Origin of the sequence: Flavihumibacter sp. ZG627 (assembly GCF_000814325.1) — a bacterium.
Taxonomy (GTDB): Bacteria; Bacteroidota; Bacteroidia; order Chitinophagales; family Chitinophagaceae; genus Flavihumibacter.
The window spans coordinates 20,601-34,886 of the sequence record NZ_JPHF01000002.1; the positions used below are offsets into that span (position 1 = coordinate 20,601).

11 protein-coding genes and 1 other RNA gene are annotated in these 14,286 nt (G+C 45.2%); 8 read left to right on the forward strand and 4 right to left on the reverse strand.

Annotated features, from left to right (window positions below; translation table 11 throughout):
• Positions 1 to 13 precede the first annotated feature (13 nt).
• From HY58_RS03500 to HY58_RS03520, 5 genes are all read left to right on the forward strand, one after another.
• On the forward strand, positions 14 to 997 hold the full coding sequence (locus HY58_RS03500; RefSeq protein ID WP_039128119.1) for an acetylornithine carbamoyltransferase: 984 nt from the start codon (positions 14 to 16) through the stop codon (positions 995 to 997).
• Positions 998 to 1,062: 65 nt separating this feature from the next.
• Positions 1,063 to 1,857, forward strand: a complete 795-nt coding sequence (gene argB / locus HY58_RS03505) for an acetylglutamate kinase (protein WP_039128123.1) — start codon at positions 1,063 to 1,065, stop codon at positions 1,855 to 1,857.
• A complete protein-coding gene (locus tag HY58_RS03510) occupies positions 1,854 to 2,978 on the forward strand; it encodes a M20 family metallo-hydrolase (RefSeq protein ID WP_039128125.1) in 1,125 nt (374 codons plus the stop codon). Before argB ends, HY58_RS03510 begins: the two co-directional genes overlap by 4 nt.
• Positions 2,975 to 4,306 (forward strand): argininosuccinate lyase, encoded by a 1,332-nt coding sequence (gene argH, locus HY58_RS03515; RefSeq protein ID WP_039128128.1) that lies wholly within the window; start codon positions 2,975 to 2,977, stop codon positions 4,304 to 4,306. The genes HY58_RS03510 and argH overlap by 4 nt, the downstream gene beginning before the upstream one ends.
• Positions 4,307 to 4,363: 57 nt before the next feature.
• Positions 4,364 to 5,521 (forward strand): 1-deoxy-D-xylulose-5-phosphate reductoisomerase, encoded by a 1,158-nt coding sequence (locus HY58_RS03520; RefSeq protein WP_039128133.1) that lies wholly within the window; start codon positions 4,364 to 4,366, stop codon positions 5,519 to 5,521.
• Between the two features lie 15 nt (positions 5,522 to 5,536).
• On the opposite strand, the gene HY58_RS03525 is transcribed toward HY58_RS03520, so the two are convergent.
• Entirely contained in the window at positions 5,537 to 5,953 is a 417-nt protein-coding gene (locus HY58_RS03525; RefSeq protein WP_039128136.1) for a hypothetical protein, read from the reverse strand.
• A gap of 128 nt (positions 5,954 to 6,081) precedes the next feature.
• Between HY58_RS03525 and rseP the strand changes: the two genes are divergently transcribed.
• Positions 6,082 to 7,431: an RIP metalloprotease RseP gene (gene rseP / locus HY58_RS03530; protein ID WP_039128140.1), complete on the forward strand. Its 1,350-nt coding sequence runs from the start codon at positions 6,082 to 6,084 to the stop codon at positions 7,429 to 7,431.
• Between the two features lie 17 nt (positions 7,432 to 7,448).
• On the opposite strand, the gene HY58_RS03535 is transcribed toward rseP, so the two are convergent.
• Positions 7,449 to 9,257 (reverse strand): MutS family DNA mismatch repair protein, encoded by a 1,809-nt coding sequence (locus tag HY58_RS03535; protein WP_039128144.1) that lies wholly within the window; start codon positions 9,255 to 9,257, stop codon positions 7,449 to 7,451.
• A gap of 140 nt (positions 9,258 to 9,397) precedes the next feature.
• On the opposite strand from HY58_RS03535, the gene ssrA reads away from it, so the two are divergent.
• Positions 9,398 to 9,773: a transfer-messenger RNA gene (ssrA, locus tag HY58_RS19140) on the forward strand.
• 194 nt (positions 9,774 to 9,967) lie between these two features.
• A complete protein-coding gene (locus HY58_RS03540) occupies positions 9,968 to 12,463 on the forward strand; it encodes a prolyl oligopeptidase family serine peptidase (protein WP_039128147.1) in 2,496 nt (831 codons plus the stop codon).
• Between the two features lie 15 nt (positions 12,464 to 12,478).
• Here HY58_RS03540 and HY58_RS03545 read toward each other — a convergent pair whose 3' ends face one another.
• On the reverse strand, positions 12,479 to 13,687 hold the full coding sequence (locus HY58_RS03545; protein ID WP_039128151.1) for an exo-alpha-sialidase: 1,209 nt from the start codon (positions 13,685 to 13,687) through the stop codon (positions 12,479 to 12,481).
• Positions 13,684 to 14,205: a TlpA disulfide reductase family protein gene (locus HY58_RS03550; protein WP_082022044.1), complete on the reverse strand. Its 522-nt coding sequence runs from the start codon at positions 14,203 to 14,205 to the stop codon at positions 13,684 to 13,686. The genes HY58_RS03545 and HY58_RS03550 overlap by 4 nt, the downstream gene beginning before the upstream one ends.
• Between the last annotated feature and the right edge of the window lie 81 nt (positions 14,206 to 14,286).

Consider the following 14,286-nt stretch of genomic DNA (forward strand, 5'->3'; position numbering starts at 1 on the left):
CAATTCAGCATACATGAAACAATTCGTTTCCGTAAATGATGTAACCGACATAGATGCGCTGGTGGCGCTGGCCCTTTCTTATAAGGCCGATCCCTACCGCCATAACACGCTCGGTGCCCGCAAACGTATTGGGATGTTGTTCCTGAATCCCAGCATGCGCACAAGGTTGAGCACACAGGTGGCAGCACAGCAATTGGGCATGGAAGCGGTTGTTTTTAATGTAGGCAGTGAGGGATGGGCGATAGAATTTGAAGAAGGCGCCATCATGAACGGAACCACTGCCGAGCATGTAAAAGATGCAGCGCCCATCATGGGCAAATACTTTGATATCCTTTGTATCCGCACATTCCCCTCGCTGAAAAACAGGGAAGAGGACTACAGTGAAAAATATATTAACCAGTTTATCCGGTATGCAGGTATCCCGATTGTGAGTCTGGAGAGCGCAACCCTGCATCCGCTTCAGAGCTTAACAGATATCATTACAATTGAAGAATATCTCGCCACGCAGCGAAGTCTTAACCCTCAATTTGCAAACCGAAAATCCAAAGTTGTGCTTACCTGGGCACCACATGTGAAGGCACTTCCGCAATGTGTTGCCAATAGTTTCGCTCAATGGGTGAACGCATGGGGAAAGGCAGATTTTATTATCACCCATCCGGAAGGCTATGAACTGGAAGAAAGTTTCAGCAGGGGTGCAACTATCACCCATAACCAGGATGAAGCCCTAAAAGACGCCGACTTTGTATATGTGAAAAACTGGAGCAGCTATAAGCAGTATGGACAGATTCTCAGCAACGATATGAGTTGGATGATGACGAATGAAAAACTTGGTCTCACCAATAATGCACGCGTTATGCATTGCCTGCCCGTGCGTCGGAATGTTGAATTGAGTGATGAGATACTGGATGGACCGAACAGCTTAGTGACCACGGAGGCCGGCAACAGGGTGTGGGCGGCGCAGGCGGTGCTTGCGGAGATAATAGGGAATAGGCAGTAGGCAATAGGCAGTAGGCAATAGGCAATGGGCAATAGTCAATAGAAAGAAAATCAAAAAAAGCAAAATTGAAACCCCCATTATTTGTCATAAAGATCGGTGGTAATGTGATCGACCATCCAGAAGCACTGGATGCATTCCTCGCTGATTTTGCAGCAGTGAATGGGAATAAGATATTAGTGCATGGGGGTGGAAAGATCGCCACCCGTATCGGTGATAAACTGGGAATAGAATCTAAGTATATAGATGGCCGCCGCATTACCGATGATGCTACCATTGACCTTGTTACCATGGTATACGGCGGACTGCTAAACAAACAGATCGTGGCAAAGCTGCAGGCCAGGAACTGCAATGCCATGGGTATTACCGGCGCCGATGGAAATATGTTGCCCGCAATGAAAAGACCGGTAAAAGAAATCGATTATGGATGGGTGGGTGATATACTGCAGGACAGGATTCCCGCAGATCAATGGCAGGTTTTATTGGAGCAGGATATCGTTCCGGTACTTGCTCCACTCACACATGATGGAGCCGGTCAAATACTGAATACCAATGCCGATACCATGGCATCCGCTATTGCAGTCGCTTTGTCGAAAGATTATACCGTTAGACTGATCTATTGCTTTGAAAAGAAAGGCGTACTAGAATACGTGGAGGATGAAAACTCAGTATTGCCGGTTATTACGAAAGCCTCCTACCAGCAATTAAAAGTCGACAATAAATTATTCGCCGGTATTCTCCCAAAACTCGACAATGCATTTGCAGCAATTGATGCGGGAGTAAACGAAGTATTGATAGGGCATGCCGATGATCTCCTCCAAAATACATCCCAACCAACAACCGGAACCCTGATCACCGCATGATTGATCCCAATAAAATAAAGCTGCTTGCCACGGATGCCATTAGCCTCCTGCAATCCCTTATCCGCACACCATCATTCAGTAAAGAAGAATCGGGTACGGCTGATATATTGGTTTCCTTTTTTAAAAAGCATAACATTGATGCACATCGATATCTTAATAATGTATGGGCAGTAAATAAGTATTTCGACAAGTCAAGGCCCACCTTACTGCTGAACTCACATCACGATACTGTTAAGCCTAACCCACAATACACGAAGGATCCTTTCCAACCAGTTATGGAGGAAGGAAAACTATATGGATTGGGTAGTAATGATGCGGGTGGGCCGCTGGTATCACTCATAGCTGCCTTCATTTATTTTTATAACGCGAAAGATCTTCCCTGGAACATTGTTCTGGCCGCCACGGCCGAAGAAGAGATCTCCGGCAAAAATGGCATTGAGGCATTATTGAACGAGGAAGAATTTCTTTCCACCACAGGAACATTGAATAACACCTTTCAAAACTGGTCGGCCATTGTTGGTGAACCCACCCAAATGGAACTGGCTGTAGCCGAGAAAGGCCTCCTGGTGCTTGATTGCATCGCCCATGGTAAAGCCGGACATGCAGCCAGGGAAGAGGGTGTAAATGCCATATACAAGGCAATGGATGCCATCCAATGGTTCAGGAATCATAGATTTCCAAAAGAGTCTGAAACACTTGGGATGGTCAAGATGAATGTGACCTCTATCATCACAGATAATAAGGCACATAATGTAGTGCCGGTCACCTGCCAGTTTACGGTTGATATCAGGGTTACGGATGCTTACACACACGAAGAAATACTTGATATTATCACAGCATCAATCGACTGCGAGGTGAAACCCAGAAGTATGCGATTGCGTGCTACTGCCATCCCACTCCATCATCCGCTTGTGAATGCTGCCAGTGAAATGGGAAAAGGTTATTATGGATCACCTACCAGTTCTGATAAGGCACTGATCCCGTTTGCGGCATTGAAGATGGGTCCGGGTGATAGTGCCCGAAGCCATTCCGCCGATGAATATATTTACCTTAGGGAAATTGAAGAAGGTATAGAAGGCTATACCAGGCTTATTGAAACAACATTTAAAAAGGTTCAATGAAACTCTGGCAAAAGAATATAAGCTCTCTCGCAGAAGTAGAAAGATTTACGGTGGGCAATGATCGGCATTTTGATGCCATGATGGCAAGGCATGATGTGCTGGGTAATATGGCGCATGCTATCATGCTTTCAGAGATCGGTCTGCTGACGGAATCGGAGAAGGAGCAATTGCTGGCGGAGTTGAAAAGGATCCATGATACAGTGAAAAGCGGATCATTCCAAATTGCCGATGGAGTAGAGGATGTGCACTCGCAGGTGGAGTTCCTCCTTACTGCTGCACTTGGTGATACAGGAAAAAAAATCCATAGTGCACGCAGCAGGAATGACCAGGTGCTGGTTGACCTGAAACTTTTTCTGCGCGATGAACTGCAGTCGCTCGCTGAATCCATCCTTCCATTCTTTGCTTTACTTCAAAAGAAAAGTGATGAATTCAAAGACCACCTTCTTCCCGGTTATACGCACTTGCAATTGGCCATGCCATCCTCCTTCGGACTATGGTTCGGCGCTTATGCCGAAAGTCTGGTGGATGATATGATCATGTTGCGTGCTGCCTATGAAGTGGTGAATAAAAATCCACTTGGATCTGCTGCCGGTTATGGATCATCTTTCCCAATCAACAGAACCAGAACGGCTGAGCTCCTTGGTTTCGCCGATCTCAATCACAATGTTGTATATGCGCAGATGGGAAGAGGTAAGGCGGAGCGTATTGTTGCCATGGCCATGGCCAATATCGCTGATACGCTTGCAAGGCTCTCGATGGACGCCTGCTTATACCTCAACCAGAATTTCGGATTCATAAGTTTCCCACCCGAGCTTACCACCGGCAGCAGCATCATGCCGCATAAAAAGAACCCAGATGTTTTTGAGCTGATAAGAAGTCATGCTAATCGTATTAAAGCATTGCCCAACGAGATCATGATGATGACCACCAATCTGCCTTCAGGTTATCACCGCGATCTGCAGTTGCTGAAGGAGAACCTGTTCCCGGCATTTGGAATACTGAAAGATTGTATTGCGATGGCATCCCTCATGCTTGAAAACATTGCAGTAAATGATAATATACTGGCTGATGAAAAATACAAATACCTCTTCAGTGTTGAGGAAGTGAACAAGCTTGTATTGCAGGGAATGCCTTTCAGGGATGCCTATAAAACGGTGGGCCTCGCCATTGAAAACGGCAGCTATACCTATGATTCACGCGTGGCGCATACCCATGAAGGAAGCATCGGTAACCTGCATAATAAGGAAATAGCAGCTGCCATGGAGAAGGTGCTGGCGGGCTTCAATTTTCAACAAACAAATGCGGCTTTGGAGCAATTATTACGTTAATTTGCCGTTTCCCGACAGGCCAGGGCGGGTCTGCCGCCCATCCCAAAAGCTGAAGAAATGATGCAGAAACGTATAGCAATATTTGGATCCACAGGCTCAATAGGTACGCAGGCACTTGAAGTGATCGCCGCCAATCCATCCCTGTTTTCAGCGGAGGTGCTCACCGCGCAATCCAATGATGACCTGCTTATAAAACAGGCTCTCCAGTTCAATCCAAATATTGTAGTTATAGGCGATGAAACCCGCTACCAGAAGGTAAAGGACGCTCTCGCCAAAACAGATATAAAAGTTTTTGCTGGTGAAAAGGCATTGGAAGAAGTGGCCGCGATGGATTGCTATGACCTGATGCTGGCGGGCATTGTTGGTTTCGCCGGACTAAAACCCACCCTGCAGGCAGTTGAACAAGGTAAGGCCGTAGCCCTCGCCAATAAAGAAACACTTGTGGTAGCAGGAGATATCGTGATGCAGAAGGCCATCGAAAAAAGAGTTCCCATCATTCCTGTTGACAGTGAACATTCAGCCATATTTCAATGCCTGGTAGGGGAGAACCTGAATCCCATAGATAAGATCATCCTCACCGCTTCCGGCGGACCGTTTCTTGGAAAGAAGCCTAATTTCCTCGTGAACGTTAAGCGCGACCATGCCCTGCAGCACCCTAACTGGAGTATGGGCGCTAAGATCACGATCGACTCGGCCACGCTGATGAACAAGGGACTTGAAATGATCGAGGCTAAATGGTTATTCAACCTCAAACCCGACCAGGTGCAGGTGTTGGTTCATCCGCAGAGTATCATTCATAGCATGGTGCAATTTGAAGACGGAAGTATTAAAGCACAGATGGGATTGCCCGATATGAAACTGCCCATCCAGTATGCACTTGCTTTTCCGCAGAGGCTGGCCAATCAGTTTCCCCGATATGATTTTCGCAGGCCTAATACATTGAATTTCGAAGAGCCTGATATAAAAACATTCCGCAACCTGGCGCTCGCTACTGAGGCATTGCATAAAGGAGGAAATCTTCCCTGCGTACTGAATGCTGCCAATGAGATCGCGGTATTTGCATTCCTGCGTAACCGTGTTGGATTTCTTGATATGACCGATGTAATTGAAAGGACAATGGAAAAGGTTGCCTTTATCGGGCAACCTACATTGGAAGAATATTTTGAAAGCGATGCAGAAGCAAGAGAATTTGCTGCCACGCTTATTCATCTTTGATTTATACCATCCTCATTAATTCACTTCAAAAGTATCGGCACGGTATAACTGCTGGTTATTATAATAACGAAGAATATAACGTCCGCCGGTAGATACCTTGAATTTAAAAGTTGAATCTTTTGCATATATACCGGTTGGACAGGTAGTATCAGCTCTCTGCGGATTAGGAACAGATGCGATGGCCTGCACTTCAAATTGGTTTACACCCAGGGAAGAACTTCGAACATCAAATCCCTCCAGCTTGTAGCAAAGGTTGGGTGCCTGAACACTGATATTTGTGCTCACGGTATCTCCAACTTCAGCATCAGGTATAGGCGCAACCCCGGTTATGGTAATGGGAACATAAAGTCTCTCCGCCGGTGGTAGGGATTCAGTTTTCAGGCAGGATGCAGCCCCAGCCAATATCACAGCACATAAAACAGGTATTTTCATATAACATTTTAGAGGTTGACAACGGCCGATGCAATAACGTTGCCAGTTATCAAAATTTTATCATCCCTTTACCCTTTTTTACCGGATATTTGTCACTATTTAAAAATTGAATTTCACTGATTTATAATATGAGTTTGTTAGCAATTAACTGGGCGGAAGTAGGTGTTAAGGCAGGGCAATTTATTTTATCCTTTTCCATTATTGTAGTGCTCCATGAACTGGGGCATTTTCTGCCTGCGCGATGGTTCAAATGTCGCGTTGAGAAATTTTATCTCTTCTTCAATCCATGGTTCTCCCTCTTCAAGAAAAAGATCGGTGAAACAGAATATGGACTGGGATGGGTTCCCTTTGGCGGTTATGTAAAAATTTCCGGGATGGTTGATGAGAGCATGGACAAGGAGCAGATGAAGCAGCCTGCGCAGCCATGGGAATTTCGCAGCAAGCCAGCCTGGCAGCGACTCATCATCATGCTGGGTGGTGTAACAGTGAACCTCATCCTGGGTTTTTTGATATATGCCGGTATGCTTTGGTATTGGGGAGAAAGTTATGTTCCAACCAATAAGTTCACTTATGGAATTGCAACCGATTCACTTGCACAGAGTATTGGCCTGCGTGATGGTGATAAAGTACTGAGTGTTGACGGAAAATATATCGATCGCTTTAATAAGATCCCGCTCAAAGTTATTCTTGAAGGGGCCAATACAATTGAGGTGGAGCGTGATGGAAAGCCAGTTTCGGTAAACATCCCGGAAGATTTTGCTGCCAAACTGATCCATTTCAAGACGATCAACTTCATTGATATGCGGGTGCCTTTTCTGGGCGTTGATTCTGTTGCTGATACAAGTGCTGCCGCCAATGCAGGTATTCTTGCCAATGACAGGATCATTGCAGTGAATGGTAAGTCCACCGCGTTTTTCCACGATTTCCGCAAAACGGTTCAGACCAATAAAGGAAAGGAAGTAAATATGGTGGTGCTTCGCGGAACTGATACTCTACAGGTAGCCATGACCGTTCCTGCGTCGGGTACCATTGGTGTTTATAATATGTCGCCCAAGGACCAGTTTGAAGTGAAGGAAATCAGTTATGGTTTCCTGGAAGCGATTCCTGCCGGCTTCAAGAAAAGCATAGAAACACTTGAATCATACTGGCTGCAACTGAAGCTTATCTTCAGTGGTAAGGTCAATACAAATGAATCACTCGGAAGCGTTATCAGTATCGGTAAAATGTTTGCGCCGCAGTGGGACTGGATGCAGTTCTGGAGCCTGACAGCATTTTTCTCGCTGGTGCTGGCGCTGATGAATATACTTCCCATTCCCGGTCTTGATGGAGGTCATGCCCTCTTCACCATTTTCGAAATGGTGAGCGGCCGAAAACCCAGTGATAAGTTCATGGAGTACGCGCAGATGGTGGGTATGGTGTTACTGCTGGGACTGATGGCCTATGCACTGGGTCTGGATATTTTCCGGCTGTTTAAATAAGTGTAAGTGTCAAACACCTAACCTCCCAGGTCTATTCCAATCTTCTTCATGAGAATGGAAGCGTTCATGCTTTGGCAGATACCTGGTTTGAGTTTGTAATCAAAATACAATTCTTCTCCTTCAACGGAAACATCGAAATGATAGTTGCTGATGGCATCGGGGAATGAGTTCGATAGCTCTGTAAGGGCAAGATCATGAGTAGCCAGCATACCGCAGGCATCCTGTTTTACCAGTTGTTGCAGCAAGGCCCTCGAGCCAGTGTGGCGATCGTGGGAGTTGGTACCTCTGAGTATCTCATCAAGCAAAAGGAAGACCGGTTCCTTTGCATTTACGGATTCAATGATCGATTTCAGTTTGCTTAGTTCTGCATAAAAAGTAGAGGCATTTTCCTCGAGGTTATCTGCGATTCGCATACTGCTCATGATGCGCATATTGGCCACTTCAAGTGAGTGAGCACAAACCGGAGCTCCAGCCATTGCAAGTACCTGGTTAACGCCCATACTGCGAAGGAAGGTGCTCTTACCTGCCATATTTGATCCCGTGATGAGTGAGATGGCTGGTCGGCCCGACGTACTGAAATCATTGTTCACCCTCTTTCCCTCAGGTATAAGGGGATGACCAAGTGATATGGCATGGTATCGCCCATGCTCTGCATTTATGGTGGGGAAGGTCCACCGGGGATGATTAAACGCCGCACGTCCCAGGCTGTTCAGCATTTCCATTTCGGCTAATGCTTGGAACCATTGAGATGTATCGCTACCATGATCATTTTTCCATTTTTCAAGGGAGAGGATCTGGCGCAGATCCCACAATAAAAAACTGTTCAGAAAAAGAAATACCAGTGGGTTCAGGCGATAGTCGAACCGGTCAAGAATCTTTTCCAGCAGCCTGATTGATGCCGATGCCGCAGGCGCATTAGCAGGAATTAATTTCTCCCGTATAGCTCTCAGCTTTACAGCGCTGAATGGTGAAGATTCAATATGCAGAAGGGAAGAAGAAAGTGTTTTCAATTCGGGAACGATCTTATCCAGTATGCGGTATTGAGGAGTTGCTTTCCGGGTAATGGAAAAGGCGATGACCACATATACCAGAACCAGCAGGTAGAAGACAGAGGCATCCAGCAATCCGATAATATGAAATAGGAGAGAGCCCAGTGAAATGAGAGGAAATATTATTGCCAGCAATTTCCAGGATCGCTTGGGCAGAAAAGCAGATGATTGCTGCATCCATTCGGAGATGCGGGTTTCTGTTTTCAGGGTAACAGATTCCGAAATTCCGGTAGCCTGGAATATAGTACTCCACGCAGGTTCCAAAGCAATTTCCGCGGCAGCCTTCTGACGTAACATTATTTCTTCTGTTGTTTCAGGCGCTAATAATTCCTTTGCTAGTTGCCTGTTGCCCTGCTCACTGGTACAACGATTAATATACTGGAAAACTGAAGCCTGTCCCAATATATCCAGATCCCCTGCATATGCATGTGATTTTGGTGCGAGATCATGTCCGTTATATCTCTTTGTGAAATGATGCTCCGCGATCTGCTGTTCTTCCTGGTGGATATTGATAAGTTGTTCGAGCAAGCTGATACGTGCGCTGAGGTTGAGGCTGCGGGCAAGTAGCCAGAGAAAGGCGGCCACGGCAATTGCAAAACCAATGAAAGCTGCAGCTATGCTTATCTTCCAGCTTTGCCAGGTGATGACAGCGCCGAGAATAAAAATGCCAACTCTTATCCAGCCGATAATATTTTTTTGCCTTGCAAGCTCTTCTTTTTTCATTCGGGAGCTTGACTCCTCCTCTTTATACCAGTTAACAGGGTTAGTTTGAACCATGCCATGAAACTAGTATATTTTAGAATCGGTTAACGAAAATGGCGCCTGATTTGTGCTATATTTGCTGTCCGCAGTAAGGAATGTTATTTAAAAGTCAGACCACAAATCTTACCTCTTAAATCTCACTTCTTACCTGACCTGGGGCTGTATTGGCTTCGACAGCGTAGTTCTTTGAGAGTATAAGCATGTCGTGCGTTGGATAATTAGCACGTTAATCTGAATATTCAAAACTCAAATGGCAATACACAGTATGCCATGGCTGCCTAATCAGTGATTAAGTAGTCATTAGGGCCGCGTTGAGCAGGTTGGTCTGTTACCAAGCTCCGCCGCCGACTCAAAACAAAATACAGGCTGCTGCAAGTGAAGGCTGTGACGCTTGCTTAAGACCATCCAGCTAAGGGGGAAATTGGTTCGTGCTGTTCCTGCTTCCCTTCTACAATTAATACAGTAATAAGCATGTAGAAAACTTTCGGCGGATATGTTTGGACGAGGGTTCGACTCCCTCCAGCTCCACCGCGTCTGCTGTAGCTTTAGCGAAAGCAGACTGAAGATTAAAAACAGAAAGTACATTAAAGAAGGCTCACAATATCAACTATTTGCGAGCCTTCTTTATTTTACTATTCATCTGCAGTTTCGAATACACTTTCACGTTATTCCCATCTCATAATATTTCAGGCTTAGTATATTTATAAAATACTCAAAGAAATCTGATGCTGAATAAATCGCTAATTCTCGCTGCCTTTCTTATTGGCACCCTTCAAGCTTTTTCCCAAAAAATTCATCATTTTCAGGAGGCCCTTTTGATCAATTCAGGCAGCCGTTATGGTCGGGAAGCAGTATATGCCGATCTGCTGGCCTGGAAACTTTATAACAACAGTCTCGGTAAACCGGTGGCCGGCGCTGTTTTTGACATCACGGAAAAAGGGGACACCCTACGCTGGCAGGCGATCAAAGCCGATAGTGCCAACAGGTTCCTGACCCGGCAGTGGCGGGTGATTGCGAGGGGAAACACTTTTGGAAATCCCAATCGGGTTGATCGTGGAACGGGGTATATCTACCTTACATATTCTTCAGCAAAAGCGCAACCCGCAATACTGAATATTAAGGGCAACAGCGGGGTTTATTTCAATGGTATACCGCATATGGGCGATCCATATAACTCCGGTTATATGCATATTCCGGTGAACTTAAAAAAGGGATTGAACGAACTATTTGTAAGAGGCACAAATATCTCAGCAGATCTTATCTTTCCCGGCAAAGCAGTTTCACTGGCTGCCGATGATCTCACACTGCCTTCCATCATTAAAGGAAATGACAATAGCAACCTGGAAGCTGCCATAGTTGTAATCAATACAAGTTCAAAAACTTTATCCAGCCTTCAATTAAAAACATCAATGGGAGGGAAGGAGATTAAATCAATGCTACCACCGGTTCCTCCAATGACTACAAGGAAGGTCAAATTCAGGTTTGATGCGAGCGGTATTACCGAGAAGGGATGGAATGATTGCAGTGTTTCACTATTCGAAAAGCAGAAACTCATTGATACATCTACCATAAAAATTGAGTGTGTAGAGCCGGGTGATAAGTATAGTGTCACCTTCACCAGTAATATTGATGGCAGCCTTCAATACTATGCAGTTACACCTCAATTGCCTGCAGCAAATGATTCTGGTAATGCATTATTCCTGTCTGTTCATGGGGCGGGAGTTGAAGCACTTGGACAGGCCAGGGCTTACCAATCCAAGGATTGGGGAACACTGGTTGCTGCTACTAACCGACGACCTCGTGGATTTAACTGGGAAGACTGGGGAAGGCTTGATGCATTGGAAGTACTTGCCCTGGCAAAGAAAAACTTCAAACCGGATCCACAGCATATTTATCTCACCGGTCATTCAATGGGTGGACATGGCACATGGTTCCTCGGAGCAACCTATCCCGATAAATGGGCGGCTATCGCACCTTGCGCGGGTTATCCCACGCTGAAAGGATATGGCTCTGCTGATGGACTAATTCCAGATAGCAGTAATTCACCTGCTGAACAAATGCTGCTGCGTTCCAGCAACCAAAGCGACGTAATCAAACTTGCCACCAACTATAAATCTTTAGGTGTTTACATAATGCATGGTGATGCCGACCGTGTTGTTCCTGTCACCTATGCAAGACAAATGAGAAAGGTGCTGGCTGATTTTCATAGTGATTATAACTACTATGAATACCCGGGTGGCGAACATTGGATAGGAAGTGAGAGTGTTGACTGGCCCTATATATTCGACTATTTCAAGTGGCACAAGATTGCTGTGGACACTGCCGTGAATACAATTGATTTCAGCACGGCAAATCCAGGTATATCTGCATCCTATCGCTGGGCTTCTATTCTGCAACAACAGTTTCCACTACGCTATAGCCGGATCCAACTTAAAAGAAGTAACAGCGCAAAAACTATAACAGGTACTACTGAAAATACAGAGTTGATTCAATTTGGTCTGGAAAATTTTGGGAAAGGCGCTACTGTGAATATCATGCTAGACAGCCAGCTGATAAAATATACAACCAGCTCCGCAAATGATACTGTGATCCTCAAAAAGGAAAACAACAGTTGGGCTTTTGCAGGATTTCCAACGGCGCAAGAGAAGAACCCCATAAGGAATGGCACATTCAAAGATGCATTTAACTTCAACATGATTTTTGTGTATGGCACAACCGGCAACAAACAAGAAAATGAATGGAGTTATAACAAGGCTATTTATGATGCCGAAACATGGTACTACCGTGGCAATGGAGCAGTTGAGATAATTGCCGATAAAGATTTTGATCCTACACGATATAAGGACAGGGGTGTGATCCTTTTTGGGAATGCAAGCACAAACAGCGCCTGGAATAAGTTGCTATTGAACTCACCCATCCAGGTTAAAAGAAATCAAATACAGGCTGGTGATAAAACCTGGACGGGCGATGACCTGAGCGCCTACTTCGTTTGGCCTCTGGAGAATTCCTCTTTTGCCAGTGTTGGCGTTGTAACCGGTACTGGATTGAAGGGAATGAATGCCGCAAATGCCAATCAATACTTTGCTGGTGCCAGCGGCTTCCCTGATTTTATGATCTATAGTTTGGACATGCTAAAAAATGGTCCATCAGAAATTAAGCTGGCTGGTTTTTTTGATAATAACTGGAAAATCACCAAATCAAATATTGCAGAAGGTAAGTAACAACAAGGCCACTTGTCATTTCCTTAATGCGGCAACGCGAATTGTTTTCGCATTGTCGTCGGTCCACGCAAACAGGAGTCCATCACCCGAACGCACCATTTGCGGGAAACCACTCGATCTCGATTCTGTTGAAGTAGCAATAATATGTGTATCTCCTTTTTTTCCATTTGCAAATACCTGCACCGCTTTGATGGCAGCGCCTTCCATCCAGCTTACCATAGCGCTTGAATCATCCATCATTACAAGATCAACCCGACCGATGGCTTTGCCTTCATCGATGCGAATCGGTTCTTCAAAACTTGCCCCGCCGTCCTTAGAAAATATCAATTTGACCTGTGCATTTTTATCAGTTGCACTATACCAGGCAATCGCGAGGGTATTTCCTTTTGCGCCTGATGCAGGCCCATTAACTGGGCACCCGCTTATTTTCCAATTATCCGGATAAATTGTTCGGGGACTGGTCCATTTTCCATCTACCAGTCTCACTATTGACATGTCTCTCACTTCATCTTCAGTGCGATCACGATAAATTACAACGGGACCATTTGCGGTGATAGAAGTGCTTGTCTGGCAGCAATCACAGGTGCGTGCATCGAGTTGCCATTCATTCATCTTCTTACCTGACCCATCTACATAAGTTCCCCTTAGTGTCATTTCTCCGTGATGACCTTCATGGCCCTCATGGCCTTCCATGGAAGCATTCCGGCCATCGAGCCAGGAAATAAAATATCCGTTTTCGTAAGCTGCCATTGAAACAAAACCATGTTCTGCTTTTTTGCCATCATCGTGCAGGGTTACGGGTGAAGACCATTCGTTTCCACCATCTGCAGATGTTGTGATCTTAACATCATAGGCAAAAGTGCTGCTATCGCTTTTCTCGAGGAAATGGGCGATCAAACTGCCATTACCATCCGAGGCCAGCATGGGGAAGTCAGCCCAGTTAACGAACCAATCTTTTCCCTTAGCAATTAGTTTTGGCGCGGACCATTTATCTCCCTCCAATACCGAAAACATAAATTTGCTGGAATCCCCGGAGCGATCGATCCAGGAGAGATAAACGTCTCCTTTTATATCGGAAAATAAGAACGGCTCTGCCGATAGTGAATCAGCAGGGGAGGGTAGGGCCATTAACTTTAATGGGCCATCTGAACTTTCATGTGGTTTCTCATTGCCACAGGAAATCAGAAAGGTGGTTAACACCAATCCAATCAATATATTTTTCATTTTCCGGCGATGGTTTTATGGAGAAAATCAAGGTTGTTGGCATCATCCCATTTCCGGTATCCCGGCTCAAAAAATACCAGTTGGTGATTGGCATCAAAGATCAGCGTAGTGGGTAGTGCCTCTATACCCAGCGACTCTGCATTCTCAACCCTTGTATAAGTGAAGTTGTATTTATTTTCCTGGATGAATTCTTTGATCTGGTCCATATTTTCATTGCTTGCAAGCAGGAAGATCATATTTTCTTTTCCGATCAGTTCCTGCGCTTTTTCAATGGAGGGCATTTCCTTCAAACAGGGTTTGCACCAGGTGGCCCAGATATTAATGAATAATGGTTTCCCTTTATATGCAGATAAATCAATTGGCTGACTGTTCATATCCGTTAGACGGATCTGGGTAATGGAATTCTGTGCCGTACTTGATTTGTCCTGCCCGGGCCTTTCATTACAGGCCGCCATCATTAAGAGGCAGAAACAAGTGATAAATAGTACCGAATATTGAAAGGCTCGCATTTTTATCATTATACCAGGTTGGATTAATCGGGCAAATTATGCAAATTATATATGCGGTGGCCGATCCTGGTTATCATCATAAAATATATT

Coding starts and splice junctions, on each gene's coding strand:
- HY58_RS03500 (WP_039128119.1), top strand. CDS start 14: ATGAAACAATTCGTTTCCGTAAATGATGTAACCGACATAGATGCGCTG.
- HY58_RS03510 (WP_039128125.1), top strand. CDS start 1,854: ATGATTGATCCCAATAAAATAAAGCTGCTTGCCACGGATGCCATTAGC.
- argH (WP_039128128.1), top strand. CDS start 2,975: ATGAAACTCTGGCAAAAGAATATAAGCTCTCTCGCAGAAGTAGAAAGA.
- HY58_RS03520 (WP_039128133.1), top strand. CDS start 4,364: ATGATGCAGAAACGTATAGCAATATTTGGATCCACAGGCTCAATAGGT.
- HY58_RS03525 (WP_039128136.1), bottom strand. CDS start 5,953: ATGAAAATACCTGTTTTATGTGCTGTGATATTGGCTGGGGCTGCATCC.
- rseP (WP_039128140.1), top strand. CDS start 6,082: ATGAGTTTGTTAGCAATTAACTGGGCGGAAGTAGGTGTTAAGGCAGGG.
- HY58_RS03535 (WP_039128144.1), bottom strand. CDS start 9,257: ATGGTTCAAACTAACCCTGTTAACTGGTATAAAGAGGAGGAGTCAAGC.
- HY58_RS03540 (WP_039128147.1), top strand. CDS start 9,968: ATGCTGAATAAATCGCTAATTCTCGCTGCCTTTCTTATTGGCACCCTT.
- HY58_RS03545 (WP_039128151.1), bottom strand. CDS start 13,687: ATGAAAAATATATTGATTGGATTGGTGTTAACCACCTTTCTGATTTCC.
- HY58_RS03550 (WP_082022044.1), bottom strand. CDS start 14,205: ATGATAAAAATGCGAGCCTTTCAATATTCGGTACTATTTATCACTTGT.